Here is a 26111-nt window from a genome sequence, read left to right on the forward strand (position 1 = left end):
GGCTGTAGGGTGGGTGAAACCCACCGCCCGGGGCGATCACTCCGGGTCGGTGTTGTCGAGCAGCCAGGTTTCGACCCGCGCGCGCACCGATTGCTCGCCCTCGGTGCGGGCGGTTTCGATCACCTTCTTCAGCTCCGACAGGTCGATGCGGCGGAGCAGCGACTTGACCGCGCCGATGGAGGCCGGGCGCATCGAGAGCGAGCGCAGGCCGATGGCGGAGAAGCAGGCGGCCTCGAGCGGGCGGCCCGCGTCCTCGCCGCAGAAGCTCACCGGGGTTTCGGTGGCGTCGCAGCGCATGACGATCCATTCGAGGAACGAAAGGAACGATACGTTCAGGCAATCGTAGCGGTGCCGGACGCGCTCGTTCTCGCGGTCGGCGGCGAAGAAGAACTGCTTCAGGTCATTGCCGCCGATCGAGATGAAATCGGCCAGCTCGAAGAACTTCTGCGGGGCGTAGGCGAGCGAGGGCGTTTCCAGCATGGCACCGACCTCGACGCTCTCGGGCAGGGTGTGGCCCAGCCTGTCTTCGCGGTCGAGTTCGCGCATCAGGTGGTCGCGCGCCTCGGTGAACTCGGAGAGCTGCGCCACGAAGGGGAACATCACCGACAGCGGCCGCCCGCAGGAGGCGCGGATCAGGGCCTGGAGCTGCATTCGCATCACGCCCGCCTTGTCGAGCCCGACGCGGATGGCGCGCCAGCCCATCGCCGGGTTGGGCTCGTCCTGCGGCTTCATGTAGGGCAGTACCTTGTCGGAGCCGATGTCGAGCGTGCGGAAGGCGACCCGCTTGCCCTGGGCGGCTTCGAGCACGCGGGAATAGAGCGCGGCCAGCTCGCCCCGGCGTGGCACCTGATTGCGGACGAGGAATTGCAGCTCGGTGCGGAAGAGGCCCACGCCCTCGGCCCCGGAGGAGGGCAGGGAAGGCAGGTCGGCCATGAGGCCGGCGTTCATGTGCAGGGCAACGGTGGTGCCGGAGCGGTCGGTGGCGGGCAGGTCGCGGATCGAGGCGTAGCGTTCGACCGCCTTGGCGCGCATGGCGATCTTGTCGCGGAAGGCGGCGGAGACGCTGTCTTCGGGGCGCAGGTGCACAATGCCCTGATCGCCGTCGACGAGGATCTGGTCGCCGTTGAGCGCTTCGGTGGTGATGCGGGAGGCGTGGATCACCAGCGGGATCGCCAGCGCGCGGGCGACGATGGCGGCGTGGGAGCCGACGGAGCCCTCTTCGAGCACGATGCCGCGCAGCTTGCGGCCGTAGGCCAGAAGCTCGCCGGGGCCGATGTTGCGGGCCACCAGCACCGGATGGGCGGGCATTTCGGAGCCGTCGTCCTGCCCCTGGCCGGTGAGCAGGCGGAGCAGGCGGTTGGAGAGGTCGTCGAGGTCGTGCAGGCGCTCGCGCAGGTAGGCGTCGGGCACCTGTTCCATGCGGGCACGGGCGGCGGATTGTTCCTTTTCCACCGCCGCTTCGGCGGAGAGGCCGCGGCCTATGTCTTCTTCCATCCGCTTCAGCCAGCCCTTGGAGTTGGCGAACATGCGGTAGGCTTCGAGCACCTGTCGCTGGTCGCCTTCGCCGAGCGGCGCGGCGGAGAGCAGCTCGTCGACCGAGTAGCGGAGCTGGTCGACCGCGTCGCGCAGGCGCAGCACCTCGGCCTCGGCATCGTCGGCGATGGGGTTGAGCACCAGCACGCGGGGTTCGTGCAGGTAGACCCGGCCCTCGGCGGCGCCCTCCTGCCCGGTGCCGCCCCGAAACAGCACGGGGTGGGTGTGGCGCGCGTTCAGCCCGTCGGCGGAGGATTGGAACATGCCCAGCTCGGCCATTTCGGCCAGCACCATGGCCACCACTTCGAGGCCGTAGACATCATCGTCGGAATAGGCGCGGGCCTCGCGGCTCTGCACCACGAGCACGCCGAGGCGCTCGCCCAGCCGCTGGATCGGCACGCCGAGGAAGGCGGAATACCGTTCTTCGCCGGTTTCGGGCATGTAGCGGAAGCCCCGTTCGGCGGTTGCATCGGCGGTGTTGATCGGGGTGGTGCGCAGGGCGACACGGCCCACGAGCCCCTCGCCAAGGCGCATCCGGGTCTGGTGCACGGCCTCGGCCTTGAGGCCTTCGGTGGCGCAGAGTTCGAGCGTGTCGGCGTCGCGGAACAGGTAGATCGAGCAGACATCGGTGCTCATCTCGGCGGCGATCAGGGTGGTGATCTTGTCAAGCCGCTCCTGGCCCTCTCCGGCTTCGGAGAGGGTCTCGCGCAGGCGCTTCAGAAGCCGCCGGCTGCCGGGTTGGTTCGTGTCTGGCATTCTGCCCCATGGTTTGCGGCCCGGCGCGGGGACCGTTCCGAAAAGAGGGTATAGACCATCGCGGGGGAGTTGCGAAACGTGTTTTGACCGGTGGGGCGGCCCGGGCGGCGAATGGGCGGTGCATTGGCGCACGACTCCCTGCCGGAAAGGCAGGTGCTGCGCCGGTATTCACATCGTGTCGGGGCCGGGCCCTGCCGGGCGTCAGGCCTTCTCCAGCTCGAAGGCGTCGTGCAGGGCCTGCACGGCCAGCTCGGTGTACTTGCGGTCGATCAGCACCGAGATCTTGATTTCGGAGGTGGCGATGACCTTGATGTTCACGCCCTCGTCCGACAGCGTCTTGAACATCTTGGCGGCGACGCCCGACTGCGAGCGCATGCCGATGCCGACGACCGAGATCTTGGCGACGTTGGTGTCGGCGAGGATTTCGCGGAAGTTCAGGTCTCCGGCGGATTTCGCCTCTCCCAGCGCCTTCTCGGCGCGGGCGACCTGGTTGATCGGGCAGGAGAAGGTCATGTCGGTGCGACCCTCCTCGGAGATGTTCTGAACGATCATGTCGACGTTCACACCCGCCTCGGAGAGCGGGCCGAAGATGGCGGCGGCGATGCCGGGGCGGTCGGCCACGGAAATCAGGGTCATCTTGGCTTCTTCGCGGCTTGCGGCCACGCCGTTCACGGCTTTGCTTTCCACGATATCCTCCTCGGCACAGATCAGGGTGCCCGCTTCATCGGATTGTTCTTCGAAACTCGACAGCACCCGCAGGCGCACATTGTAGCGCATTGCCAGCTCGACGGAGCGGGTTTGCAGCACCTTGGCCCCGAGCGAGGCCAGCTCGAGCATTTCCTCGAAGGCGATGCGATCGAGCTTGCGGGCCTTGTCGGTGATCCGGGGGTCGGTTGTGTAGACGCCGTCGACGTCGGTGTAGATATCGCAGCGCTCGGCCTCGAAGGCGGCCGCAAACGCCACGGCGGTGGTGTCGGAGCCGCCACGGCCCAGCGTGGTGACGCGGCCATCGGGGCCCAGCCCCTGGAAACCCGCGACCACGGCGACCTTCATGCCCTCGCCGAACTTGGCCATGATGTTGTCGGTCGGGATCTCGACGATGCGGGCGGCGGCGTGGGCGTTGGTGGTCTTGAGCGGCACCTGCCAGCCCTGCCAGGAGCGGGCGGGGACGTCCATTTCCTGCAGGGTGAGCGCCATGAGGCCGGCGGTGACCTGCTCGCCGGAGCTGACCACGGCATCATATTCGCGGGCGTCATAGAGCTGGGAGGTTTCCTCGACATAGCCGACGAGCTTGTTGGTCTCGCCGGACATGGCCGAGACGATGACGATCACGTCATAGCCCGCCGCAACCTCGCGGCCCACGCGCTTTGCGGCGCGGCGGATGCGGTCGAGGGTGGCGACAGAGGTGCCGCCGAATTTCATCACCAGAAGGGGCATGGTGCAGTCTCTTGAAACGTTCGGCGCGGGATAGGTGACGGCGGGGAAAAGCGCAAGTGGGGAGGCGCTGCGAAGTTGCCGGCACGGCGGGACAAGTCCCGCCCTACGGAGCGATCTCGTAGGGCAGCACCCCGCGGGCGTCGGGGTTGACGGTGAGGCGGCGCTCGAGCGGGGGCACGGACCGCTGGTGGCACTGGGGCCGCTCGCAGATGCGGCAGGAAATGCCGATGGGTTCGAAGGCGGCGGGCTGGGAGGTGTCGAGATCGTCGGCGTAGATCAGGTCGGGGGCGTGGGCCACCTCGCAGCCGAGGGCGATGGCGTAGCGGCGCACGGGGGCGCGGAAGCTGCCGCCGGGTTTGGAGACATCACAGGCGAGGGAGATGTAGCGCACGCCATCGGGGGTTTCGGCAAGCTGGCGCAGGAAGCGGCCCGGGGTTTCGAAGGCGCGGTGCACGTTCCAGAGCGGGCAGGCGCCGCCGAAACGCGCGAATTGCAGGCGCGTCGCGGAGTGGCGCTTGGTGATGGTGCCGGCCTGATCGACCCGCACGAAGAAGAAGGGGATGCCCTTGGCCCCGGGGCGCTGAAGGGTGGAGAGGCGGTGGGCGACCTGCTCGATGGAGGCGCCGAAGCGGTCGGCGAGGCGCTCGAGGTCGTGGCGGGTGTCGCGGGCGGCGTCGAGGAAGCTGCGATAGGGCATGAGCGCGGCCCCGGCGAAGTAGTTGGCCAGCCCGATCTTGGCGATGGCGCGGGCCTCGTCGGTTTGAAACCGGGCGAGATCGAGCGTGGCTTCGAGCAGATCGTTTTGCGTGATTAGTGCAAGCTGGTGGAAGATCTGGAAGCGCCGGGTGGCGGCGGAGGCGCGGGCGGGCAGGGTGAGGCGGCGGGCCTGGGCATCGAAATGGCGCAGGGCGGTATCGTCGGTGAGCGAGAGGGTTACGCCGGCTGCTTCAAGTTGGCTGGCCGCGGCGTCGGGGCCCTTGCCCGGGGCACCGAAGCGCTCGGCGGCGCGGTCGATGGCATCGAGGTAATTGTCGCAATAGTGAAAGAAGTCGCGGACCTCTTCCCAGGGCGAGATCGGGGCCGGGCCGCCGGTGCCCATGGCCTCGTCGAGCAGCGCGAGCCTGTCCTGCCCCTGCCGGTGGGCGCGGTGCAGCTCGAGGAAGGCGCGGGCGAGGGCGGGGGCGTTGGAGGCGGTGAGACGCAAGTCGGCCAGCGGGGGCGTGTCGGAGAAGACCGGGTCGGCGAAGGCTTCGCGCATGTCGGTCACCAGCCGCTCGGTGTCGCCCGACGACAGCTCAGTGACGTCCTGCCCGAACTCCTGCGCCAGCGCCAGAACCACCCGGGCCGAGACCGGGCGGTTGTTGTTTTCCATCTGGTTGAGATAGGGCAGCGACACCCCCAGCTTGGCGGCGAAGGCCTTCTGGGTGAGGGTCAGCCGCGTGCGGATCTCGCGCAGTTTGGCGCCGGCATATAGCTTTTGCGTTGGCATGCTGCGGGTATTTTGCAGATTCGCATGGCCCGCGCCAGTGTTTGCAAAGTCAGGGCGCTTCGGCCGCGAGGCCAAGCTGGCGCTCGCGCAGGATCACCACGATGATCGCGCCGAGGCTGCCCACGGCGGTTGCCAGCATGAGCAGCAGCAGCGGCACCGGGGTCGAGCCCGGCCCAAGAAGGGCGGCAGACAGTGCTGAGAGCGCCGCGCCGCCCGCGATCTGGATCGAGCCGCCGAGGCCGGAGGCCGAGCCGGCGAGGTCGGGGCGCACCGAAACCAGCCCGGCGACGCCGTTGGGCATGACCAGCCCGTTGCCCAGCCCGACGAAGGTGAAGAGGGCGAAGAACAGGAAGGGTTCGCGCAGGCCGGCGAGGTAGATCGCCAGATGCAGCACGATGCCCGCGACCGTCAGCACGCAGCCCCAGAAGATCAGCCGGTTGATCCCGAAGCGGCTTGCAAAGCGGCCGGTGAAGGCATTGCCGAGCAGGTATCCGACGGCGGGAAAGCCGAAGTAGAGGCCCATCTTCGAGGGCGGCAGGCCGAAGTATTCGGTGGCAAGGAAGGGCGCGCCGCCGAGGTAGGCGAAGAAGGCGCCCGAGGCGAAGGCCGCGGCCAGCGCGTAGCCCCAGAAGCGGTAGGAGGTGAGCAGGGCCGGGTAGGCCCGGAACTGCTCGGAAAAGCGCGCCTTGCGGGTGTGCAGCGTTTCGCCCAGATCGGTGAGGACGAGGCCGAGGAGCAGCACCCCGAAGCCGAACATCAGCCAGAAGTTGGCCTGCCAGCCGAACCACTCGTCGAGCTTGCCGCCGATGGCCGGGGCGACCATGGGCACCAGCGACATACCCATGGTGACATAGCCGATCATTGAGGCGGCCTGGTTCATCGGCACCACGTCGCGCACGATCGCGCGCGACAGCACCATGCCCGTGGCCACCACCGCCTGCACCATGCGGAAGAACAGGAAGACCTCGACCGTGGGCGCGTAGATGCAGCCCAGCGTGGCGACGAGGAAGATGGAGATGGAGACGATCAGCATCACCCGGCGGCCGAACCAGTCGGAGAGCGGGCCGACGAAGATTTGCAGCACCGCGTTGACCGCGAGAAACAGCGAAACGGCCAGGCCGATGACCCGGTATTCGGTGTTGAAGTGCGCTGCCATCGCCGGGAGCGAGGGCAGGAACACGTTCATCGTCAGCGCCGTGATCGATGCGACCAGAACCAACGTGAAAACATGCGGCGGGGTTGAGCGGTCGGCAAAACGGACCGTACTTGAGTAACTCATTGCGCGGAGTTAGGCGGGGTGATGTAGTTTGTCTACTATGAGCTGCGCAAAAATATGCGGGACTCATGGGAATTTGCTGGTTTGCAGTTTGCAACCTGAGTGTTGCCAATGCTTTGCAAATTTTCCGAATTTCCCTTTGTTCCGCGTCCGTGAGACCCTATAGCTCGGCAAAATAATCCCTGGGAGATGGCCATGAAGGACATTCTGGAGCAACTCGAAGCGCGTCGGGCCGAAGCCCGCGAGGGCGGCGGTGCCAAGCGGATCGCCTCGCAGCATGCCAAGGGCAAGCTGACGGCCCGCGAGCGGATCGACTTGCTGCTGGATGAGGGCTCGTTCGAGGAGTTCGACATGTTCGTGGCCCACCGCTGCACCGACTTCGGGATGCAGGAGCAGCGCCCGGCGGGCGACGGGGTGGTGACGGGATGGGGCACGATCAATGGCCGGATGGTCTATGTGTTCAGCCAGGACTTTACCGTGTTCGGCGGCTCGCTCAGCGAGACCCACGCCCAGAAGATCTGCAAGATCATGGACATGGCGATGCAGAACGGCGCGCCGGTGATCGGGCTGAACGACTCGGGCGGGGCGCGGATTCAGGAAGGGGTGGCCAGCCTTGCGGGCTATGCCGAGGTGTTCCAGCGCAACGTCATGGCCTCGGGCGTGGTGCCTCAGATCAGCGTGATCATGGGCCCCTGCGCGGGGGGCGCGGTCTACAGCCCGGCGATGACCGACTTCATCTTCATGGTGAAGGAGTCGTCCTACATGTTCGTCACCGGCCCCGACGTGGTGAAGACGGTGACCAACGAGCAGGTGACGGCAGAGGAACTGGGCGGGGCTTCGACCCACACGAAGAAGTCGAGCGTGGCCGACGGTGCCTTTGAGAACGACGTGGAGGCGCTGACCGAGGTGCGCCGGCTGGTCGATTTTCTGCCGCTGAACAACCGCGAGAAGCCGCCGGTGCGCCCGTTCTTCGACGATGTGGCGCGGGTGGAGACGAGCCTGGACACGCTGGTGCCGGAAAACGCCAACACCCCCTACGACATGAAGGAGCTGATCCATAAGGTCGCGGACGAGGGGGATTTTTACGAGATCCAGGAAGACTACGCCAAGAACATCATCACCGGGTTCATCCGGCTGGAGGGGCAGAGCGTGGGCGTGGTGGCGAATCAGCCGATGGTGCTGGCCGGGTGCCTCGACATCGATTCGTCGCGAAAGGCGGCGCGATTCGTAAGGTTCTGCGATGCCTTCGAAATTCCGATCCTGACGCTGGTGGACGTGCCGGGCTTTCTGCCGGGCACCAGCCAGGAGTATGGCGGGGTCATCAAGCACGGTGCGAAGCTGCTGTTCGCCTATGGCGAGGCGACGGTGCCGAAGGTGACGGTGATCACCCGCAAGGCCTATGGCGGGGCCTATGACGTGATGTCCTCGAAGCACCTGCGCGGTGACTTCAATTATGCCTGGCCCACGGCCGAGATTGCGGTGATGGGAGCCAAGGGAGCAACGGAAATCCTGTATCGGAGCGAGCTTGGCGATTCCGAGAAGATCGCGGCCCGCACGAAGGATTACGAGGACCGTTTTGCCAACCCCTTCGTGGCTGCCGAGAAGGGCTTCATCGACGAGGTGATCCAGCCGCGGTCGACCCGCAAGAGGGTGGCACGTGCCTTTGCGTCACTTCGGAACAAGAAGCTGACCAACCCATGGAAGAAACACGACAACATCCCGCTCTGAGCGAAATTCCGCTTGCCAGTCGCAAAGGGTTCAAGGTTATGGTCAACGTGAATGTTTCATGCATACATTCGAGATCCGGGTGCGGCGTTGTATCGCGCTCGGCGGGGTGTGTTGCATTCTTTTTTGGTCGATTGATTGCCCGGTTCCGGGCGCACGACCATTTGCCGAACGTCCGCGTTCGGTCGTTCCGCGCCAGGGAGGGGAGGCCCTGGCGCGGAGCCTTTTTGGCGACAGCGCTTTTGGCCTCCACATCCACGCCAGTCCTTGCCGGTGAGCTGCCCGAAGGTTGGGCCGTGTTCCACGATGCCCTTGTGGAGCGGCATCTGGGCATTCGCGACGGTGAGGATGAACGCTGGCTGGTGATGCGCTACCTTGCCCCGCAGATCGCCCGGCAGGGCGGCACACTGGGCTACGAGGACGTGGCCGCAGAGATGGACGCGCTGTGCAACGGCGAGGCCCTCGCCACCGCCAAGGCACATGAATCACCCATCGACCAAATCGTCATCGCATTGATGGACCGGGTGGTGGAAAGGGGTCAGCCAGACCCGGAGGCCACGCAGTTTATTGCCTCCTACCTGGTGACAGAGGCTGGGTGCGAGTGGCAATGATTTTAGGGAACCCTAATAAAACAAGGCGTTTCATCGCCGTTCCGGGTGGGTTTGATGCAATCCCGCCACAGGGCATTCATGTGCAAGGAGGGGCCTGTTTTTCCTCTAATAATTGCATTAACCTCACGCTTGGCCAGACCTATTTGGCTGTGAACTCGAATGAGGGACCTGGGGAGTGTCACTGCTTTCTGCGCACCTCACAGATTATTAGGAGACAGAGATGTCGAAGAGCATCAAAACCCTTCTCGCCATCAGCCTCGTTGCCTTCGTGGCTGCCTGCGCCCAGCAGGACGAAGTTGTTGTGGAAGAAGTTGTGGTCGAAGAGCCGACCTACTCGAAGTACTGATTCTACATTGGGGCAGGCCTTCGGGCCTGCCCCAACCCCCCGCCTGCTCATCCGGGAGCATGGCGCATGATAAAACATCGCGGCTTTCCCGGCCGACTCCCCGGAACTGATTTTCAATTCACCATCCGACGGCCCTCCAAGGCTGGCGCAACGCCGATCAAGGCGCGCGAACGCTATGCCGATCGCCGGCCGGCCGATCGCCGGGCCGATGCGGGCTTCATGGCGGCGCTCTGGGCGCATTTCGGCGATGAGCCCTTCGAGCGGGGCAACCTCGACGCAGGGCGCCTGAGCTGGCTGTTCGGCCGCGAGGTGGTGCCGGCGGAAGACCCCTTCGATCCGGCCGATTACGAGGCGCTGCTGCGAGTCGACGAAGCGCGGGCGCGCGCGGCCTTTCCAGAGGTTTTCGATGCGGCGGACGGCGGCTTCGAGGCGGGTGATGACGAGGAGGATTGGGCGTGATCTTGCCGAGCCTCCCCGCTTTCCGGCAGGAACCGGCTCATTCTTGCCCCCACGGCACGCCAGGGTTGTTTGCCTGCGCCGCGGCTGCAAATGTCAGCCATGGTCCGGCGTTCTCCAGCAAGCTTGCGTCGGCCTTAATAAGTCAAAACCGTTACCCTTCCCCTTCTATGTGGTCTGGCCCCTCGCGGGTCAGGCCACACCCTTTTTTGACGTGGCGGAAGCCCGCCTGTGCGGCGCAGGCCGACATGTCATGTGACGAATTTCTCTATGCCGACGCCGCGAGTTGCGGTAAAATGCTGCCCATAAACAATAAACTTCGAGGCAGTACATCATGCAGAAACTCATCTGGGCGGCAGCCCTTCCTTTCGTGTTCGCCCTTTCCGGGTGCCTGGACAACGACGTGCAGCGTGCGGCGGTTGGTGCCGGTATCGGTGCCGTTGCCGCCAGCGCCACCGACAACGACCCCCTCATCGGTGCGGCAGTCGGTGCCGGTGTCGGCGCCCTGTCGGACGACATCGCGGACGCCTTCTGAGGCAGCCCGAGGCAAGCAAGATACCGCCGGGCCATGGAACCGGCCCGGCGGGCTCCCCGTTTCTCTCTCAGACCTGAAATCGCCCCGCGCGCCCCAGCGGCGTCGGGCCAAGTGCTTGAGAGGCAAAGAAACATGCGCAAGATCATTCTGGGCGCCACCCTTCCCGCAATCCTGCTCGTCGCTGGCTGCGACAACGACATCGAACGCGCCGCAGTGGGCGCCGGTGTTGGCGCCGTGGCCGCTGAAGCGACCGGCAACAACCCGGTGGTCGGTGCGGCCGTCGGCGCGGGCGTTGGCGCCATTTCCGACGATCTCTGACTTTACCGCGCGGGGCCTGCGCCCCGCCCGACGACATCACCAAGGCGTTCTCCGGGCCCACCGCCCGGGGAGCGCCTTTTGCATTTCCGGCCCCGCCGGTCGCCAAGCACAAGAGGGACAGTGAAGATGTTCGACAAGATCCTGATCGCCAACCGGGGCGAAATTGCCTGCCGCGTGATCAAGACGGCCCGCAGGATGGGGATCAGCACGGTGGCGGTGTATTCCGACGCCGACCGCAACGCGCTGCACGTGGAGATGGCTGATGAGGCGGTGCACATCGGCCCGCCCCCGGCGAACCAGAGCTACATTGTCATCGACAGGGTGATGGAGGCGATCCGCGCCACCGGCGCGCAGGCTGTGCATCCGGGCTATGGCTTTCTGTCCGAGAACCCCAAGTTCGCCGAGGCGCTGGAGGCCGAGGGCGTGGCCTTCATCGGCCCGCCGGTGGGGGCGATCGAGGCGATGGGCGACAAGATCACCTCGAAGAAGATCGCGCAGGAGGCCGGGGTTTCCACGGTGCCCGGCTACATGGGGTTGATCGAGGATGCCGAGGAGGCGGTGAAGATCGCCGGGGAGGTCGGCTATCCGGTGATGATCAAGGCCAGCGCGGGCGGCGGCGGCAAGGGCATGCGGATTGCCTGGAATGACCAGGAGGCACGCGAGGGCTTTCAGAGCAGCAAGAACGAGGCGGCGGCGTCGTTTGGCGATGACCGGATCTTCATCGAGAAGTTCGTGACCCAGCCGCGCCACATTGAAATTCAGGTGCTCTGCGACGCGCATGGCAACGGGATTTACCTTGGCGAGCGGGAGTGCTCGATCCAGCGGCGGAACCAGAAGGTGATTGAGGAGGCGCCGAGCCCCTTCCTGGATGAGGAGACGCGCCGGGCCATGGGGGAGCAGGCCGTCGCGCTGGCGCTGGCGGTGGGCTACACCAGCGCCGGGACGGTGGAGTTCATCGTCGACGGGGAGAAGAACTTTTACTTCCTCGAGATGAACACGCGGCTTCAGGTGGAGCATCCGGTGACCGAGCTGATCACCGGGGTCGATCTGGTGGAGCAGATGATCCGGGTGGCCAATGGCGAGCCGCTGAGCATGACGCAGGACGATGTGAAGCTGAACGGCTGGGCGATGGAGAGCCGGATCTATGCCGAGGACCCCTATCGCAACTTCCTGCCCTCGATCGGGCGGCTGGTGGCCTACAGGCCCCCGGCGGAGGTTTCGGAGCCCGCCCGCGCGGTGCGCAACGATACCGGCGTCTACGAGGGTGGCGAGATCAGCATGTATTACGACCCGATGATCGCCAAGCTCTGCACCTGGGCGCCGACGCGGGGCGAGGCGATCGAGGAGATGCGGGTGGCGCTCGACAGTTTCGAGCTGGAGGGGATCGGCCATAACATCCCTTTCCTCGCGGCGGTGATGGACCATCCCAAGTTCGTTTCGGGCAATATCACCACGGCCTTCATTGCCGAGGAATATCCCGAGGGGTTTGAGGGCGTGGAGCTGAGCGGCACCGACAAGCGCCGGGTCGCGGCGGCGGCGGCGGCGATGTATCGGCTGGCCGAGATCCGCCGGTCGCGGGTGTCGGGGCGGATGGACAACCACGAGCGCAAGGTCGGCTCGGACTGGGTGGTGAGCGTGGCCGGCGAGACGCTGGTGACGGAGATCGCCGCCGACCGGGGCGGGGCGACCGTGGCGTTTTCGGATGGCAGCACGCATCGGGTGTCTTCGGACTGGACGCCGGGTGACAGCCTTGCCCGCGTGGAGATCGACGGCAGGCTGATGGTGCTGAAGGTGGGCAAGATCGTCAGCGGGTTCCGCATCCGGTTCCGGGGCGCGGATGTGCCGGTGAAGGTGTGGACACCGCGGCAGGCGGAGCTTGCCGCGCTGATGCCCGAGCGGCTGCCGCCCGACACCTCGAAGATGCTGCTTTGCCCGATGCCCGGCCTGATCGTGAAGGTCGATGTGGCCGAGGGCGACGAGGTGCAGGAGGGGCAGGCGCTGTGCACCGTCGAGGCGATGAAGATGGAAAACATCCTGCGGGCCGAGAAGACCGGCCGCGTGGCAAAGATCAACGCCGGGCCGGGTGACAGCCTGGCGGTGGACGATGTGATCATGGAGTTCGAATGACACCTGCAGTGAGAGCCTTCATCGCCCATGCGGTCGCCTTCCCGATGGGGGTGGCGGCGGCCTACGGAGTGATCCGTATCTTTGGCGGCCTGATCGGCATCGGCGCGCCCGATGCCACCGGCGGCACGGCGCTGCTGGGGCTGGCCGCGGCGGCCATGGCCTTTGGCGCGCTGGTCTGGGTGGCGCTGGTGGGCGCGATGCTGAAATTTCGCCCCGGCCCGCGCTGGTGGGCGCTGGCGGTGGCCTGCGCCGTGGGGCTGCTGGCGGTGGGCGTGGGGCTGAGTGCGCAGGGCATATTTGCCCCGATCGAGGCGCTGACCCTCGTGCTCTTCCTGCTCTTTGCGCTGGGCGGCTGGGCCAGCAGCAAGCGGGTGACGGAGGGGTGATGGAATGGCTGGCCACCCTTGATCCGAGGATCTGGCAGGCGGTGATCGCCGGCCTGTTTCTGGGTGCGGGGTGGTTTGTGAACGGGCTGCTGAACCGTCGGGAGGCGGCGGCGCTGCGGCGCGAGAAGCTGCGCGACATGCACCGTGCGCTCTATGCCGAGATCGGCAACAACCTTGCCAACCTCTGGGACGACGAGCGCATCGAGAGCTATGCCGAGGGGATCGTGGAGCGGATGCAGGGCGACCCGCAGTTCGTGCCGCTGATTCCGCGCGAGCACAACGACACGGTGTTCGACGTGCTGCTGCCCGACATCCACGTGCTGCCGCGCCAGACCATCGACCCGATCGTGGCCTATTACAGCCAGCTCAAGAGCATTGCGGCGCTGGTGGATGACATGCGGGGCGAGAGCTTCAAGTCCATGGCGCAGACCCGGCGGATCGCCATGTATCACGATTATATCGAAATGAAGAAACAGGCGCTCAGTTTCGGGCGCTATGCCAATGCGGTGATCGACGCTTTCGGCAAGGGGGGACGGGAGGCCGCGGAACGTGTGCGGCTGGAGTTCAATACCCCGGCTGAGGCCCCGTCCGGCCCGTTACCGGGATCGGAGTGAAGGGAATGTCGCTGCGCTTGTCCATTGCCGCTGTCATGTCCGCTCCTGAAGTGCCCGGACCATCCGGGGCTTGCGCCTTACATATAGGGGCTTACGCGGCTTTTCTCAAGCGCCGTGGCGCTCACTTCTGGCGCAATTCGTCACGCCGGAGCGGCCATTTGTCGATGCTGCGGGTGATTTCGCGCACGTCCCAGGGGAAGGGTTTGCGCAGTTTCACCTCGCCGTCCTTGCCGATGAGCACGAGCTGGAAGCCGCGTGGGCGGAGCTGCTTGCGCACCGGGGAGAGGGTGGAAGGGTCAGTGTCGGTGATCACCACGGCGTCGCGCTCCATCATCGGGCCGGGGCGGGCAGTGAGAAGCTCGAGCTGCTCGATGAAGCGCGGGTCGGCGGGCGTGTCGGCAAAGATCACCACCGGGCGGCGGAGCCAGAGAAAATCGGCCAGCGTGACCTCGGAGGCCGCGAGGATCTGGAGCGTGTCGGCATCGCCGGCGACTTCGGCGGCCAGCGCCTCGACCGCCTCTTCGGCCGCGCCTTCGGAGATGACGGCCGGGCCGGTTTCCTGCGCGAAGGCGGGCGCGGCGAGGGTGAGTGCCAGAGCGATGGGGGTGAGCCGCATGAAATCCTCCTGTTGCCAAGGATATAGGCGCGGCCGCGCCGAATGCGAAGAGGCTGCGGCGCGGCCTGTTGAGAACGTGAGACATGAACCGGACCCGAAAAGGAGCCTCCGATGAGCAAGAGTGACGACTGGAAGGCGATTGCCGAGAAGGAACTGCGGGGCAAACCGCTGGAGAGCCTTGATTGGGAGACGCTGGAAGGCATCCGCGTCAAGCCGCTCTACACCGAGGAAGATGTAGAGGGGCTGGGCCATATGGGCTCGATCCCGGGCGAGGCGCCGTTTACCCGCGGCCCCAAGGCGACGATGTATGCCGGGCGGCCATGGACCATTCGGCAATATGCGGGGTTTTCGACCGCCGAGGAGAGCAATGCGTTTTATCGCAAGGCTTTGGATGCCGGGCAGCAGGGGGTTTCGGTGGCCTTCGATCTGGCCACGCACCGGGGCTATGACAGCGATCACGAGCGGGTGGAGGGCGATGTCGGCAAGGCCGGGGTGGCGATCGATTCCGTCGAGGACATGAAGATCCTGTTCGACGGGATTCCGCTGGATCAGGTGTCGGTGAGCATGACGATGAACGGGGCGGTGATTCCGATTCTGGCCAGTTTCATCGTGACCGGCGAGGAGCAGGGGCATGACCGCAGCCTGCTTTCCGGGACGATCCAGAATGACATTCTGAAGGAGTTCATGGTGCGGAATACCTATGTGTATCCGCCAGAGCCCTCGATGCGGATCATCTCGGATATCATCGAATATACCAGCAACGAGATGCCGAAATTCAACTCGATCTCGATCTCGGGCTACCACATGCAGGAGGCGGGCGCGAACCTGGTGCAGGAGCTGGCCTATACGCTGGCGGACGGGCGCGAGTATGTGCGTGCGGCGATGGATGCAGGCATGGACGTGGACAAGTTTGCCGGGCGGCTGAGCTTTTTCTTCGCCATCGGGATGAACTTTTTCATGGAGATCGCCAAGCTGCGCGCCGCGCGGACGCTGTGGCACCGGATCATGACGGAGTTTGGCGCGAAGAGTGAGCGGAGCAAGATGCTGCGGACCCATTGCCAGACCTCGGGCGTGAGCCTTCAGGAGCAGGACCCCTACAACAACGTCATCCGCACCGCATATGAGGCGATGAGTGCGGTGCTTGGGGGCACGCAGAGCCTGCACACCAACGCGCTCGACGAGGCGATTGCCCTGCCCACCGAGTTTTCGGCCCGGATTGCGCGGAACACGCAGTTGGTGCTTCAGGAGGAGACGCAGGTGACGCGGGTGGTCGACCCGCTGGCGGGCTCCTACTACGTGGAGAGCCTGACCGACGAGCTGATCCAGAAGGCCTGGGAGCTGATGGAAGAGGTGGAGAGCCTTGGCGGGATGACCAAGGCGGTTGCGTCGGGGATGCCCAAGCTCAGGATCGAGGAGTCGGCGGCGCGGCGGCAGGCGATGATCGACCGGGGCGAGGAGGTGATCGTCGGGGTCAACAAGTACCGGAAGGACAAGGAAGACCCGATCGACATTCTGGACGTCGACAATGTGAAGGTGCGCGAGGCGCAGGTGGCGCGGCTGGAGAAGATCCGCGCCGAGCGCGATGGCGCGGCTTGCGATGCGGCGCTGGGTGAGCTTGAGCGGCGGGCGAGGGAAGGCGGCAACCTGTTGGAAGCGGCGGTGGAGGCGGCCCGGGCGAGGGCCAGCGTGGGAGAGATCAGCATGGCGATGGAAAAGGTGTTCGGCCGTCATCGGGCCGAGGTGAAGACTTTGGCGGGTGTTTACGGCGCGGCCTATGACGGCGACGAGGGGTTTGCGGCGATCCAGGCCTCGGTGGAGGCCTTCGCCGAAGACGAGGGCCGCCGGCCCCGTATGCTGGTGGTGAAGATGGGGCAGGACGGCCACGACCGGGGTGCCAAGGTGATTGCCACCGCCTTTGCCGATATCGGCTTTGACGTGGACGTGGGCCCGCTGTTTCAGACGCCGGAGGAAGCCGCGCAGGACGCGGTGGACAACGACGTGCATGTGATCGGGATTTCGAGCCAGGCGGCGGGGCACAAGACGCTGGCGCCCAAGCTGGTGCAGGCGCTGACGGCGGCCGGGGCGGAGGATATCATTGTGATCTGTGGCGGGGTCATTCCGCAGCAGGACTATGATTTTCTTTACAAATCCGGGGTAAAGGCGATTTTCGGGCCGGGCACGAACATTCCGAATGCGGCGCAGGATGTGCTGAAACTGATCCGCGAGGCGCGCGGGTAGGGCACCGGGGGGCGGCGCGCCCGCCCGCCCACCCCGCGCCGCCCCCCGGCCCTTGGCCGGCGTTGTACCTTGCGTCCGGCGGCGCGCGCGCGGCAGGGTCGGGGAGAGTATTTGGAGCAAGAAAATGAAGCTGGGAATCGCATTCGACCATATCGCGGTGCTTTGCACGCGGCTGGAGGAGGGGGTGGCGCATGTGCGGGATGCATTGGGCGTGACCTGTGACCCGGGCGGGGTGCATGAGGCCTTTGGGACGCATAATGCGCTGCTGTCGCTGGGCGGCGAGGAATACCTGGAGGTGATCGCGATTGATCCGGAGGGAGCCGCGCCGGGGCGGGCGCGGTGGTTTGACCTCGACCGGTTTTCCGGTCCGCCGGTGCTGGGGCGCTGGGTGTGCCGGGTGGACGATCTTGACGCGGCGGTGGCGGCGCTTCCCGGCGCCGGGGTGCCGATGGCCTTGCAGCGCGGCGCCTATCGCTGGGCGATGGCGGTGCCGCAGGATGGGGTGCTGCCGCTGGACAACCTGCATCCGGCGCTGATCGAGTGGCAGGGACCGCATCCGGCGCCCAAGCTGCCGGACCGGGGGCTGACGCTGAAGCGGCTGGTGGTGGCCCATCCCGAGGTGGCGGCGCTGGACGCGCTGGGGCTGGAGGACGCACGGGTGATGCTGACGGCGGGCGACACCGGGCTGGCGGCGCAGATCGACACGCCCGAAGGGCCGAAGTGGCTGAGGTAAGGCGGGCGGGGCCGGGGGATGCGGCGGCGATCTGCGAGATCGTCAACCATGTGATCCGCGAGACTGTCGTGACCTTCAACTCGGTGGAGAAGACGCCCGGAGAGATTGCCGCGCAGATGGCGGCGGGGCAGCCCTTCTGGGTGGCCGAGGCGGGCGGCGCGGTGCTGGGCTATGCCAGCTATGGGCCGTTCCGGGGCGGGGTGGGCTACCGGCACACCGTGGAGCACTCGATCGCGCTGGTGGAGGCCGCGCAGGGGCAGGGCGCGGGGCGGGCGCTGATGGCGGCGCTGTGCGATGATGCGAAGGCGGCGGGGGTGCACTCGGTTTTTGCGGGGGTGAGCGGCGAGAATGGCGCGGGCCTGGCCTTTCATGCGGCGCTGGGCTTTGCAGAGGTGGCGCGGCTGCGCGAGGTGGGGCGCAAGTTCGACCGCTGGCATGACCTTGTGCTGATGCAGAAATTCTTGTGACCCGCCCGGCGCGGGCCGCTAAGGTGACCCCCATGTCGATCTGGACCCGGATAGGTGATGCAATTTCGGCCCTTGCCGCTGGCGAGGGGCTTTCGGCGGTGTTCGACAAGCTGCGCACCGCGCCGGAGCGCAGCGTGGGCTTTACCATCGCCGTCATCGCGCTGGGGGCCAAGATGGCCAAGGCCGACGGGCAGGTGACCAAGGACGAGGTGACGGCCTTTCGGGAGGTTTTCAGCATTCCGCCCGCCGAGGAGGCCAATGCGGCGCGGGTCTTCAACCTTGCGCGGCAGGATGTGGCGGGGTTCGAGGAATATGCGGCGCGGATTGCGCGGATGTTCGACGACCGCCACGGGGTGCTGGCCGACCTGCTGGAGGGGCTGTTTCATATCGCCATGGCGGATGGCGAGTATCATCCCAAGGAAGATGACTTTCTGGCGCGGGTGGCGGCGATCTTTCGGGTGAGCGAGCGGGAGTTTCGCTCGCTCAGGGCGCGGTTTGTGCCCGATGCCGAGCCGGACCCCTACGCGGTGCTGGGGGTGTCGCCTGATGCGCCGAAGGACGAGATTCGCGCCGCATGGAAGCGACAGGTGCGCGAGAGCCATCCGGACGTGATGATGGCGCGGGGCGTGCCCGAGGAGGCTGTGCGGATGGCCGAGAAGCGGATGATCGCGGTGAACCGGGCCTGGGAAGAGATCAACGCGCCGTGAGGCTGGCGACCTACAACGTGGAATGGTTCAACGCGCTGTTCGACGAGGCGGGCGCGCCGCTGGCCGATGGCGAGTGGTCGGCCCGCTGGAACGTGACCCGCGCGGCGCAGCTCGAGGCGTTGGGCGTGGTCTTCACGGCGCTGGATGCCGATGCGGTGCTGGTGGTGGAGGCGCCGGACTGGAAGGCGCCGCGCCGGACCGAGGCGGCGCTGGAGGGGTTTGCGCAGGCCTTCGGGCTGAGGGCGCGCAAGGCGCTGGTGGGCTTTGCCAATGACACCCAGCAGGAGCTGGCGCTGCTTTATGACCCGGACACGGTGGAGGCGCGCCATGATCCGGTGGGCGAGGAGACCGGCAAGAAGGGGCATGAGGGCGCGCCGCGCTTTGACGGGGTGTTCCGGATCGACCTTGATATCGACGCGCGCGAAGACCTCGTGCGGTTTTCCAAGCCGCCGCTTGAGGCGGAGCTGCGACTGAAGGGGCTGGCCGAGCCGGTGCGGCTGATTGGCGTGCATATCAAGAGCAAGGCGCCCCATGGCGCGCGCTCGGAGGCCGATGCGACGCGGATTTCCATTGCCAACCGACGCAAGCAGCTGGCGCAGTCGATCTGGCTGCGGCGCCGGGTGGAGCACCATCTGGCGCGGGGCGAGGCGCTGGTGGTGGCGGGGGATTTCAACGACGGGCCGGGGCTGGATGAATACGAAGCCTTGTTCGGGCGCTCGGGGATGGAGATCGTGCTGGGCGCGGATCAACCCGAAGCCCGGCGTCTGGTCGACCCGCATGCGCGGCTGGCGATGGCGGGGGGCGTGATGCAGGCGCATGACACCTCGGCGCGGTTCTACCTGCGCGAGGAGGGCCGCTACCTGAGTGCGCTGCTCGATTACCTGATGCTCTCGCCCGGGCTGGCGGAGAAGGCGAAGGGCTGGCGGATCTGGCATCCCTTTGACGACCCTGCGATTTATGCCCTGCCGGAGCTGCGCGAGGCGCTGGTGACGGCCTCCGACCACTTTCCGGTGAGTGTCGATCTGGCGCTCTGACTTTGAAATGTGACGCGCCAGCGCCTATATTGGCGCCATGAAACACCTAGCTGCCTTGACCCTTGCGAGCCTGCTCGCCCTCGGCCCGGCCATGGCGCAGGAGGCCGAAGAGCGGCCTCGTGGCGACATGGATGAGGGCTTCAACCTCGTGGAAGAGGGGATGATGCTCTTCTTCCGCGGCCTTGCCGAAGAGATGGAGCCCGCGCTGGAAGACATGGCGCGGGAGATGGAGCCGATGATGCGCGACCTGGCGGAGACGCTGGGTCCGAAGATGGCGGAACTGGCTGAAATGATTGGCGAGTTCGATCAGTATCACCCGCCCGAGAAGCTGGCGAACGGCGATATCATCATCCGGCGCAAGACGCCGGAAGAGATGGAGCGCGCGCCGGGACGGCCGGCGCCCGATTTCGACCCGGAGGGCGAGATCGAGCTTTAGGGGCGGTGGGGGCTGCCCAGCGGCCTAGTCGCGGCGCGTGGTGAGCGCGGGATTGCTCGCGGAATAGACGACACCGGCGAGTTTATCGTTGGCGTAGGCGTTGGCATTGCTCACGTGGCCATCGTAGCCGCCGGTCTTGGTGAGCTGCGCGCCGCCCTTCCAGACCATCATCAGCCCGTGCTCTTCTTCCCAGGCGCATTCGGCCTCCATGACCATGTAGAGCGGCTTGCCCTCGGCGTAATGGTCGACGGTGAGCTGAAGGGGGCCCGGCGTGACGTGGGGCCAGATCTCGGAGGGGCTTTCGGGCACGCCCATTTCGGCGTCGAGCCAGTCTTCGCCACCGACGGCGGCGTGGAAGTCGCGGTAGTAGTTGTAGACGTGCAGGCTATCGGCCAGGCGGTCGGCGGCGGTGAGGCCGGTGAAGGCGGCGATGGCGCGGGTGACGGTCTCGGTGCCATGGGCGGCGGCCTCGGGCGTGACCTCGAAGGGCACCTCGGCCCCGTCGAAGTAGGGCAGGCGCAGGGTGGTGGGCCAGTCTGTCATGGGGTTTTCATCCGGTCAGTCGCCAGCAAGGCGCACCTCGAAATTGCAGCCGAGCTCGGTGGCGAGGGATTTGAACCGGGCTTCGGCCACCTCGCCGTAGAGATCGGCGGCGGCGCGGGGGAGCACGAGGTTGAGCTCTTTCTTCTTGGGTCGATAGTCGAGGCGGCACATGGCTTCTGGGTTGTTGCCCGAGAACATGGCGCCGAAGCGCATGGCCTTGCCCAGCACCACCGCCATCTGCCGGTCCTTGTCGGAGAGCAGCTCGACCATGGGGGCGAGGTGGGAGCCGGGCGCGGCGTTGCGGTAGCGGTGCAGCAGGGCGAGGCCGACGAAGACGCGGCCCTGATGGTCGATGCCGCCGAGGTTGGAGCGGGTGGCATTGTCGAAGCAGACCTCGCCCCGGTAGTCGGGGTGCGCCCGCCATGACACGTCGTGCAGCAGGCAGGCGGTCTTGATCAGGCGCTGCTTTTCGGGGCGCACCGAGCGGAACAGGGGCGCCACGAAATCGTAGAGGGTGCGGCCGAAGCCGGGGACGCGGGCGTTTTGCACCTCGTCGAAGCGGGCGGCCTCGATCAGCGGGTCGCGGGCGCGGATCAGGTCGGACATCTGCTCGTAGAGCATGCCCTCGCGAATGCCGTAGGCCGAGATCCAGACTTCCTTGGTGCCGAAGGTCTTCATCAGCCGTCGCAGCACCTCGCCCGCGATCGGCACCAGCGCGATACGGGCGGAGGAGAGGCCGGCCTCGGAGCGGACCTCCTCGAGGTCGCGGCCGCGCAGCCAGTCGAGGGTCTTGCGCAGCTGGGCGGGGGTGGCGTGATAGTCGTGCAGCACGTGCAGCGGGTAGCCGCGGCGCAGGATGTCGATCTTGGCGATGGCCCGCCAGGAGCCGCCGACGAGGTAGAGGCGCTTATGCTGGGGCATCCGCTCGGACAGCCGGTTCAGCACCTGGTCGATCTCGGCGCGCCGGGCCTTGCGCCCGCCCTTGATGGTGTTCAGCCGCAGCGGGCCGAGGGAGGTGGAGGCGCGTGCCCCCACGCCGCCGTCTTCGAGCAGCGCGAGCTCCATGGAGGAACCGCCGATGTCGCAGGCCAGACCGGTGGCGCCGGGCCAGCCGACGAGCACGCCCTGCGCGGAAAGACGCGCCTCTTCCTCGCCGTCGACCACATAGACCTTGAGGCCGGTGGCGGCCTCGACCTCCTCGCAGAAGGCCTTGCCGTCATCGGCATTGCGCACGGCGGCGGTGGCGCAGGCGGTGAGGGGCGGGATGCCCATGCCGCGTGCCAGAACGTGGAAGCGGCGGATGGCGGCGAGGGCGCGCACCCGGCCCTCGGGATTGAGGCGGCCGGTTTCGCCCATGCCTTCACCCAGCCCGCACATCACCTTTTCATTGAAGAAATAGGCCGGAGAGCGGGCCGCGCCGTCGAAGATGACCATACGCACGGAGTTCGAGCCGATGTCGATCACACCGACGCGCGACAGCGCCTGGGCGTCGGGGTGGTCGAAAATCGGGCGTCCGAAAGGGCCCCAGCCACGCTGCTGTTCGCCAGATCCGTCCATGTTGTCTCCCCGGGGCGATTAACGCTCTTTTGTGATAGAGGGCGCGAGCGGCAAAGGTCAATCTTTGGAGTGCGTCAGCTCGGGAACGTCGCTGGCCCCCGCCGAGCCGCGGCCCGAAAGCGACGGATTTTCCATGAAGAAGCGGTGGCAGTTGAAGGGCTGGGTGCCCTTGTCGATCTCGGGGCGGAAGAAGCTGCCATCGGGATTCATCACCCAGCTCTGCGCGGTGTCGGCCATGTTGGCGGCCATGACCTGCTCGGTGATCTGTGCCTTCACGGTGGGGTTGGTGCACTCCACGAGGGTTTCGACCCGGCGGATCAGATTGCGGCCCATCCAGTCGGCGGAGGAGATGTAGACCCGCGATTTCTTGGCCGGAAGCCCGTGGCCGTTGCCGAAGCAGACGATGCGGGAGTGTTCGAGGTAGCGCCCGACGATCGACTTGACGCGGATATTCTCGGAGAGGCCCTTGATGCCGGGGCGCACGCCGCAGATGCCGCGGATCACGAGGCTGATCTTCACCCCGGCCTGGGAGGCGGCGTAGAGCGCGTCGATCACGTCGGGTTCGATCAGCGAGTTCATCTTGGCCCATATCTCGGCCGGCTTGCCGGCGCGGGCGTGCTCGGCCTCGGCGGCGATCATCTTGAGCAGGGTGGGCTTGAGCGAGATCGGGGAGATCGAGAGGTTTTCGAGCGCGCCGGGCTGGGCATAGCCCGAGAGGTAGTTGAAGACCTTGCCCGCGTCTCGGCCCAGCGCCTTGTCGCAGGTGAACAGCGACATGTCGGTGTAGATGCGGGCGGTGATCGGGTGGTAGTTGCCGGTGCCGTAGTGGGTGTAGGTCACCAGCTCGCTGCCCTCGCGGCGCACCACCGTGCTGATCTTGGCATGGGTCTTGTAGTGCATGAAGCCGTAGACCACATGCGCCCCGGCCCGCTCCAGACGCCGCGACTGGCGGATGTTGGCGGCCTCGTCGAAGCGCGCCTTCAGCTCGACCAGCGCGGTGACCGACTTGCCATCCTCGGCCGCCTCGCAGAGCGCCTCGACGATGGGGGAGTTCTTGGAGGTGCGGTAGAGGGTTTGCTTGATGGCCACCACGTCGGGGTCGCGCGCGGCCTGCTGGAGAAAGCGCACCACCATGTCGAAGGTCTCGTAGGGGTGGTGGAGCAGCATGTCCTTCTGGCGGATCGCGGCGAACATGTCGCCCTCGTGGTCCTGCACCCGCTCGGGGACCCGGGGGGTGAAGTTGGGCCAGAGCAGATCGGGGCGGGTGTCGATGACCAGCTCCTTGAGGTCGGCCACGCCGAGGATGCCATCGGTCTCGATGACCTCTTCGTCATCGACCTCCAACTCGCGCATGATCAGCGCCTTCAGAGCCCGGGGTGCCCCGGCGGACATGTTGAGGCGCACGACCTCGCCGCGACGGCGCCGCTTGAGCGCGGTTTCGAACTCGCGCACCAGATCCTCGGCCTCTTCCTCGAGTTCGAGATCGCTGTCGCGCAGCACCCTGAAGGTGCAGGAGCCCTTTTCCTTGTAGCCCGGAAACAGCGAGCCGATGTGCAGGCGCAGCAGCACCTCGAGCGGGAGGAAGCGGGTTTTGCCCTCGGTCGCGGGCAGGGCGATGAAGCGGTCGACCTGATGGGGGATCGGCAGGATGGCATCGAGCTTGCGCCCGGAGTGCTCGCTTTCGAGCTGCAGGGCGAGGCAGAAGCCGGTGTTGGCGATGAAGGGAAACGGGTGCGCCGGGTCGATGGCGAGCGGCGAGAGCACGGGGAAGACCTGGGCGAGGAAATACTCGGACAGAAAAGCGTGGTCGGACTTGGTGAGGCTCTTGGCGTCGAGCAGGGAGATGTCGTTGGCTTCCATCTCGCCGCGCAGGGCGGCCCATGTTTCCTGCTGGCGAGCCATCAGCTTGCGGGCGTCGGCGTTGATCATCACGAGCTGCTCGGCGGGGCTGAGACCATCGGCCCCCGGCGTGGTGTTGCCGGCATTGGCCAGCTCGCGCAGGCCGGCGACGCGGACGGTGTAGAACTCGTCGAGGTTGGTGGCCGAGATCGACACGAAGCGGATGCGTTCGAGCAGGGGAACGCGCGGATTCTCGGCCTCTTCGAGCACCCGCCAGTTGAACCCGAGCCAGGACAGCTCGCGATTGTAGAAGCGCGAGGGCCCGGTGATGTCGACCTCGGGAAGGTCGACCGGGGCGGGATAGGGGGCGGTGAGGAAGTCGGATTTTGTCATGGCTGGGGTTTAGGCGCGCAAGGTCACGATTATATGACGCTTTTCATGCTCTTATGTGCCCGAGTTTACCTCTCCATCCAAGACCTCGCGGGCCAGTTTTCGGGTGAGCTTGCGCCCGGTGGCGAGTTGATGCCGGTCGAGCGCGGCCACGGTGCGGCGGGCGGCGGCGGAGGAGCGCTCCATGTGGACCAGCAGGTAGGCGATGAGCTTGGGGGTGGGGGCAAGCTGTCGGTCGTCGAAGAGCTTCACCAGCAGGGCGGTGAGCAGGGCGTCGTCGGGGGCGTGCAGGCGGGCGCGGGGCGTGGCCGAGAGCCGGGTGGCGAGATCGGGCAGGACCGGGGCGGGCAGCGGCTCGCGGGCGGTCAGCAGCAGGCGGGCGCGGGCGTCGGCGGCGCGGTTCAGCAGATGGAAGAGCGGCTCTTCGCGGCTGCGGCTGCCCATCAGCAGGTGGATGTCCTCCACCAGCAGGGCCGCGCCCGGGGCAGGCGGGGCGAGGCTGGCGATATCTTCGGCGGCGAGCGCGGTGGCCCCGGTATCGGCGGCCCAGATCGCGGCGAGGTGGCTCTTGCCCGAGCCCTCCGGCCCGCTCAGCAGGAGCCGCCCGCCCGGCCAGTTGCCGCTGTCGTCGATCAGCGCCACGGCATCGGCGTTGGCGGGGGCAACAAAGAAGGCATCGCGCCCGGTGGCTTCGATCACCGGGAGGTCTATCGGGAGCTGGCGGGGCATGGGCCTACTCGCTGTCGGGGGTGTCGGCGTGGGAGACCGCGACGGTGGCCGGCGGGGCCTCTTCGGTGCCGCGGTAGAGGCGGCCCTGTTTGTATTGCTGGATCCCCCAGCGGGCGATGACCCCGAGCGAGGCTGCCACGGGCACGGCCACCAGCATGCCGGTGAAACCGAAGAGCGCGCCGAAGGCGGAGAGCGCGAAGATCAGCCAGACCGGGTGCAGGCCGACGGATTGGCCGACGAGGTTGGGGGTGAGCACGTTGCCCTCGAGGAACTGGCCGACGAAGAAGATCACGGCCACAGCCCCGATCCACCACCATTCGCCCCAGAACTGGAAGAAAGCGAGCCCGATGGCCAGCGCCCCGCCGACCAGCGCCCCGACGTAGGGGATGAAGGTGAGCGCCCCGGCCACGGCCCCGACGACGAGGCCGAAGTTGAGGCCCACGGCCATGAGCGCGACGGCGTAGAAGATGCCCAGCACGAGGCAGACGGTGCCCTGGCCGCGGATGAAGGCGGCGAGCGTCTTGTCGATCTCGCCGGCGAGGTGGCGGACGGTGGGGGCGTGGTCGCGGGGCAGCAGGTCATCGACCTTGGCCACCATGCGGTCCCAGTCGAGCAGCAGATAGAAGGCGACGATGGGCACCAGGACCAGCAGCACCAGCACGTTGACGATGCCGGAGACCGAGGCGACCAGCGAGGTCACAAGCTCGCCGCCGCGGGACTGGATGGTTTCGCCCAGGGTGGAGAGCGACTTTGACACCGTGCTTTCGCCATCCATCAAGGAAGGAAAGCTGGTGTTCAGAAAGTTGCGCAGGTCGGAGAAGATCTGCGGGGCGGCCTTGAACAGCGAGATCGACTGTTCGACCAGCGTGGGCAGGATCAGCAGCGCCCCGAGGACGAAGATCAGCAGGGCGACGACCGAGATGAGGATGACCGCGAGGATGCGGTGGAGGCCGAGGCGCTCGAGCCGATCTGCCACCGGATCGAGGCAATAGGCCACCGCGCCGCCGAGCAGGAAGGGCAGGATCACATCGCCCAGCAGGTAGAGGGCCGCGAAGAAGATCAGCGCGGCGACGGTCCAGTATTTGGCCTGATCGCGGACGGGAAGTGCCATTTTGCCCCTTGTCGTGTTGCGGCCCCATATTGCCCGTGAGGGAACGGGGCGCAAGGGCAGCGGCGGGCCGGGGGCGATCTTGGCGCTAAGGCGGGCTCATTG

General features: G+C 66.6%; 25 protein-coding genes. 15 read left to right on the forward strand and 10 right to left on the reverse strand.

Annotated features, from left to right (window positions below; translation table 11 throughout):
* Positions 1 to 36: 36 nt before the first annotated feature.
* The 4 genes from ptsP to GTH22_RS00775 form a co-directional block, all read right to left on the reverse strand.
* Positions 37 to 2289, reverse strand: a complete 2253-nt coding sequence (ptsP, locus tag GTH22_RS00760; protein ID WP_252942639.1) for a phosphoenolpyruvate--protein phosphotransferase — start codon at positions 2287 to 2289, stop codon at positions 37 to 39.
* Between the two features lie 201 nt (positions 2290 to 2490).
* On the reverse strand, positions 2491 to 3726 hold the full coding sequence (locus tag GTH22_RS00765; RefSeq protein ID WP_252942640.1) for an aspartate kinase: 1236 nt from the start codon (positions 3724 to 3726) through the stop codon (positions 2491 to 2493).
* A gap of 103 nt (positions 3727 to 3829) precedes the next feature.
* Positions 3830 to 5215 (reverse strand): short-chain fatty acyl-CoA regulator family protein, encoded by a 1386-nt coding sequence (locus tag GTH22_RS00770; RefSeq protein WP_252942641.1) that lies wholly within the window; start codon positions 5213 to 5215, stop codon positions 3830 to 3832.
* Positions 5216 to 5264: 49 nt separating this feature from the next.
* Positions 5265 to 6434: a multidrug effflux MFS transporter gene (locus tag GTH22_RS00775; protein WP_371928305.1), complete on the reverse strand. Its 1170-nt coding sequence runs from the start codon at positions 6432 to 6434 to the stop codon at positions 5265 to 5267.
* A gap of 252 nt (positions 6435 to 6686) precedes the next feature.
* Here GTH22_RS00775 and GTH22_RS00780 point away from each other — a divergent pair, with 252 nt between their 5' ends.
* From GTH22_RS00780 to GTH22_RS00815, 9 genes are all read left to right on the forward strand, one after another.
* Entirely contained in the window at positions 6687 to 8219 is a 1533-nt protein-coding gene (locus GTH22_RS00780) for an acyl-CoA carboxylase subunit beta (RefSeq protein ID WP_252942643.1), read from the forward strand.
* A gap of 224 nt (positions 8220 to 8443) precedes the next feature.
* Positions 8444 to 8827 carry a DUF6497 family protein gene (locus GTH22_RS00785; protein WP_252942644.1) on the forward strand — a complete coding sequence of 128 codons (384 nt, stop codon included), beginning with the start codon at positions 8444 to 8446 and terminating at the stop codon, positions 8825 to 8827.
* A 220-nt stretch (positions 8828 to 9047) separates the two neighbouring features.
* Positions 9048 to 9173 (forward strand): hypothetical protein, encoded by a 126-nt coding sequence (locus GTH22_RS22010; RefSeq protein WP_256377575.1) that lies wholly within the window; start codon positions 9048 to 9050, stop codon positions 9171 to 9173.
* Between the two features lie 66 nt (positions 9174 to 9239).
* Positions 9240 to 9632 (forward strand): hypothetical protein, encoded by a 393-nt coding sequence (locus GTH22_RS00790; RefSeq protein WP_252942645.1) that lies wholly within the window; start codon positions 9240 to 9242, stop codon positions 9630 to 9632.
* Between the two features lie 331 nt (positions 9633 to 9963).
* On the forward strand, positions 9964 to 10164 hold the full coding sequence (locus GTH22_RS00795; RefSeq protein ID WP_252942646.1) for a YMGG-like glycine zipper-containing protein: 201 nt from the start codon (positions 9964 to 9966) through the stop codon (positions 10162 to 10164).
* A gap of 132 nt (positions 10165 to 10296) precedes the next feature.
* A complete protein-coding gene (locus GTH22_RS00800) occupies positions 10297 to 10482 on the forward strand; it encodes a YMGG-like glycine zipper-containing protein (RefSeq protein ID WP_222471109.1) in 186 nt (61 codons plus the stop codon).
* A gap of 126 nt (positions 10483 to 10608) precedes the next feature.
* Positions 10609 to 12609, forward strand: a complete 2001-nt coding sequence (locus GTH22_RS00805) for an acetyl/propionyl/methylcrotonyl-CoA carboxylase subunit alpha (protein ID WP_252942647.1) — start codon at positions 10609 to 10611, stop codon at positions 12607 to 12609.
* Complete coding sequence (locus GTH22_RS00810) at positions 12606 to 12995, forward strand: hypothetical protein (RefSeq protein ID WP_252942648.1); 390 nt, start codon at positions 12606 to 12608, stop codon at positions 12993 to 12995. Before GTH22_RS00805 ends, GTH22_RS00810 begins: the two co-directional genes overlap by 4 nt.
* Positions 12995 to 13609, forward strand: a complete 615-nt coding sequence (locus tag GTH22_RS00815) for a hypothetical protein (RefSeq protein ID WP_252942649.1) — start codon at positions 12995 to 12997, stop codon at positions 13607 to 13609. The genes GTH22_RS00810 and GTH22_RS00815 overlap by 1 nt, the downstream gene beginning before the upstream one ends.
* 121 nt (positions 13610 to 13730) lie before the next feature.
* Here the strand turns inward: GTH22_RS00815 and GTH22_RS00820 are convergent, their stop codons facing one another.
* Entirely contained in the window at positions 13731 to 14225 is a 495-nt protein-coding gene (locus GTH22_RS00820; protein ID WP_252942650.1) for a DUF4174 domain-containing protein, read from the reverse strand.
* Positions 14226 to 14336: 111 nt separating this feature from the next.
* Between GTH22_RS00820 and scpA the strand changes: the two genes are divergently transcribed.
* From scpA to GTH22_RS00850, 6 genes are all read left to right on the forward strand, one after another.
* The gene (gene scpA, locus GTH22_RS00825; protein ID WP_252942651.1) at positions 14337 to 16463 is read left to right on the forward strand and encodes a methylmalonyl-CoA mutase; all 2127 of its coding nucleotides are present in this window, start codon (positions 14337 to 14339) and stop codon (positions 16461 to 16463) included.
* A 124-nt stretch (positions 16464 to 16587) separates the two neighbouring features.
* Complete coding sequence (locus GTH22_RS00830; RefSeq protein ID WP_252942652.1) at positions 16588 to 17196, forward strand: VOC family protein; 609 nt, start codon at positions 16588 to 16590, stop codon at positions 17194 to 17196.
* Positions 17184 to 17663 (forward strand): GNAT family N-acetyltransferase, encoded by a 480-nt coding sequence (locus GTH22_RS00835; RefSeq protein WP_252942653.1) that lies wholly within the window; start codon positions 17184 to 17186, stop codon positions 17661 to 17663. Before GTH22_RS00830 ends, GTH22_RS00835 begins: the two co-directional genes overlap by 13 nt.
* A gap of 32 nt (positions 17664 to 17695) precedes the next feature.
* Positions 17696 to 18370 (forward strand): molecular chaperone DjiA, encoded by a 675-nt coding sequence (locus GTH22_RS00840; RefSeq protein ID WP_252942654.1) that lies wholly within the window; start codon positions 17696 to 17698, stop codon positions 18368 to 18370.
* Entirely contained in the window at positions 18367 to 19404 is a 1038-nt protein-coding gene (locus tag GTH22_RS00845) for an endonuclease/exonuclease/phosphatase family protein (RefSeq protein WP_252942655.1), read from the forward strand. The genes GTH22_RS00840 and GTH22_RS00845 overlap by 4 nt, the downstream gene beginning before the upstream one ends.
* Positions 19405 to 19441: 37 nt before the next feature.
* Complete coding sequence (locus tag GTH22_RS00850) at positions 19442 to 19840, forward strand: hypothetical protein (RefSeq protein ID WP_252942656.1); 399 nt, start codon at positions 19442 to 19444, stop codon at positions 19838 to 19840.
* Between the two features lie 24 nt (positions 19841 to 19864).
* Here GTH22_RS00850 and GTH22_RS00855 read toward each other — a convergent pair whose 3' ends face one another.
* From GTH22_RS00855 to GTH22_RS00875, 5 genes are read right to left on the reverse strand one after another with little or no spacing between them, the layout of a single operon-like run.
* The gene (locus tag GTH22_RS00855) at positions 19865 to 20383 is read right to left on the reverse strand and encodes a hypothetical protein (RefSeq protein WP_252942657.1); all 519 of its coding nucleotides are present in this window, start codon (positions 20381 to 20383) and stop codon (positions 19865 to 19867) included.
* A gap of 15 nt (positions 20384 to 20398) precedes the next feature.
* Positions 20399 to 21940 carry a Ppx/GppA family phosphatase gene (locus tag GTH22_RS00860; protein ID WP_252942658.1) on the reverse strand — a complete coding sequence of 514 codons (1542 nt, stop codon included), beginning with the start codon at positions 21938 to 21940 and terminating at the stop codon, positions 20399 to 20401.
* Positions 21941 to 21997: 57 nt separating this feature from the next.
* Positions 21998 to 24172, reverse strand: coding sequence for an RNA degradosome polyphosphate kinase (locus GTH22_RS00865; RefSeq protein WP_252942659.1), 2175 nt, complete (start codon positions 24170 to 24172; stop codon positions 21998 to 22000).
* Positions 24173 to 24223: 51 nt separating this feature from the next.
* Positions 24224 to 24898, reverse strand: coding sequence for a DnaA/Hda family protein (locus tag GTH22_RS00870; protein ID WP_252942660.1), 675 nt, complete (start codon positions 24896 to 24898; stop codon positions 24224 to 24226).
* Positions 24899 to 24902: 4 nt separating this feature from the next.
* Complete coding sequence (locus GTH22_RS00875) at positions 24903 to 26009, reverse strand: AI-2E family transporter (protein WP_252942661.1); 1107 nt, start codon at positions 26007 to 26009, stop codon at positions 24903 to 24905.
* Between the last annotated feature and the right edge of the window lie 102 nt (positions 26010 to 26111).

Source organism: Oceanicola sp. 502str15 (genome assembly GCF_024105635.1).
Taxonomy (GTDB): domain Bacteria; phylum Pseudomonadota; class Alphaproteobacteria; order Rhodobacterales; family Rhodobacteraceae; genus Vannielia.

Excerpts from the sequence above, each read along its gene's own strand:
- ptsP (WP_252942639.1), bottom strand. The coding sequence starts at position 2,289 with ATGCCAGACACGAACCAACCCGGCAGCCGGCGGCTTCTGAAGCGCCTG.
- GTH22_RS00765 (WP_252942640.1), bottom strand. The coding sequence starts at position 3,726 with ATGCCCCTTCTGGTGATGAAATTCGGCGGCACCTCTGTCGCCACCCTC.
- GTH22_RS00770 (WP_252942641.1), bottom strand. The coding sequence starts at position 5,215 with ATGCCAACGCAAAAGCTATATGCCGGCGCCAAACTGCGCGAGATCCGC.
- GTH22_RS00780 (WP_252942643.1), top strand. The coding sequence starts at position 6,687 with ATGAAGGACATTCTGGAGCAACTCGAAGCGCGTCGGGCCGAAGCCCGC.
- GTH22_RS22010 (WP_256377575.1), top strand. The coding sequence starts at position 9,048 with ATGTCGAAGAGCATCAAAACCCTTCTCGCCATCAGCCTCGTTGCCTTC.
- GTH22_RS00790 (WP_252942645.1), top strand. The coding sequence starts at position 9,240 with ATGATAAAACATCGCGGCTTTCCCGGCCGACTCCCCGGAACTGATTTT.
- GTH22_RS00795 (WP_252942646.1), top strand. The coding sequence starts at position 9,964 with ATGCAGAAACTCATCTGGGCGGCAGCCCTTCCTTTCGTGTTCGCCCTT.
- GTH22_RS00800 (WP_222471109.1), top strand. The coding sequence starts at position 10,297 with ATGCGCAAGATCATTCTGGGCGCCACCCTTCCCGCAATCCTGCTCGTC.
- GTH22_RS00805 (WP_252942647.1), top strand. The coding sequence starts at position 10,609 with ATGTTCGACAAGATCCTGATCGCCAACCGGGGCGAAATTGCCTGCCGC.
- GTH22_RS00810 (WP_252942648.1), top strand. The coding sequence starts at position 12,606 with ATGACACCTGCAGTGAGAGCCTTCATCGCCCATGCGGTCGCCTTCCCG.
- GTH22_RS00815 (WP_252942649.1), top strand. The coding sequence starts at position 12,995 with ATGGAATGGCTGGCCACCCTTGATCCGAGGATCTGGCAGGCGGTGATC.
- GTH22_RS00820 (WP_252942650.1), bottom strand. The coding sequence starts at position 14,225 with ATGCGGCTCACCCCCATCGCTCTGGCACTCACCCTCGCCGCGCCCGCC.
- scpA (WP_252942651.1), top strand. The coding sequence starts at position 14,337 with ATGAGCAAGAGTGACGACTGGAAGGCGATTGCCGAGAAGGAACTGCGG.
- GTH22_RS00830 (WP_252942652.1), top strand. The coding sequence starts at position 16,588 with ATGAAGCTGGGAATCGCATTCGACCATATCGCGGTGCTTTGCACGCGG.
- GTH22_RS00840 (WP_252942654.1), top strand. The coding sequence starts at position 17,696 with ATGTCGATCTGGACCCGGATAGGTGATGCAATTTCGGCCCTTGCCGCT.
- GTH22_RS00850 (WP_252942656.1), top strand. The coding sequence starts at position 19,442 with ATGAAACACCTAGCTGCCTTGACCCTTGCGAGCCTGCTCGCCCTCGGC.
- GTH22_RS00855 (WP_252942657.1), bottom strand. The coding sequence starts at position 20,383 with ATGACAGACTGGCCCACCACCCTGCGCCTGCCCTACTTCGACGGGGCC.
- GTH22_RS00860 (WP_252942658.1), bottom strand. The coding sequence starts at position 21,940 with ATGGACGGATCTGGCGAACAGCAGCGTGGCTGGGGCCCTTTCGGACGC.
- GTH22_RS00865 (WP_252942659.1), bottom strand. The coding sequence starts at position 24,172 with ATGACAAAATCCGACTTCCTCACCGCCCCCTATCCCGCCCCGGTCGAC.
- GTH22_RS00870 (WP_252942660.1), bottom strand. The coding sequence starts at position 24,898 with ATGCCCCGCCAGCTCCCGATAGACCTCCCGGTGATCGAAGCCACCGGG.
- GTH22_RS00875 (WP_252942661.1), bottom strand. The coding sequence starts at position 26,009 with ATGGCACTTCCCGTCCGCGATCAGGCCAAATACTGGACCGTCGCCGCG.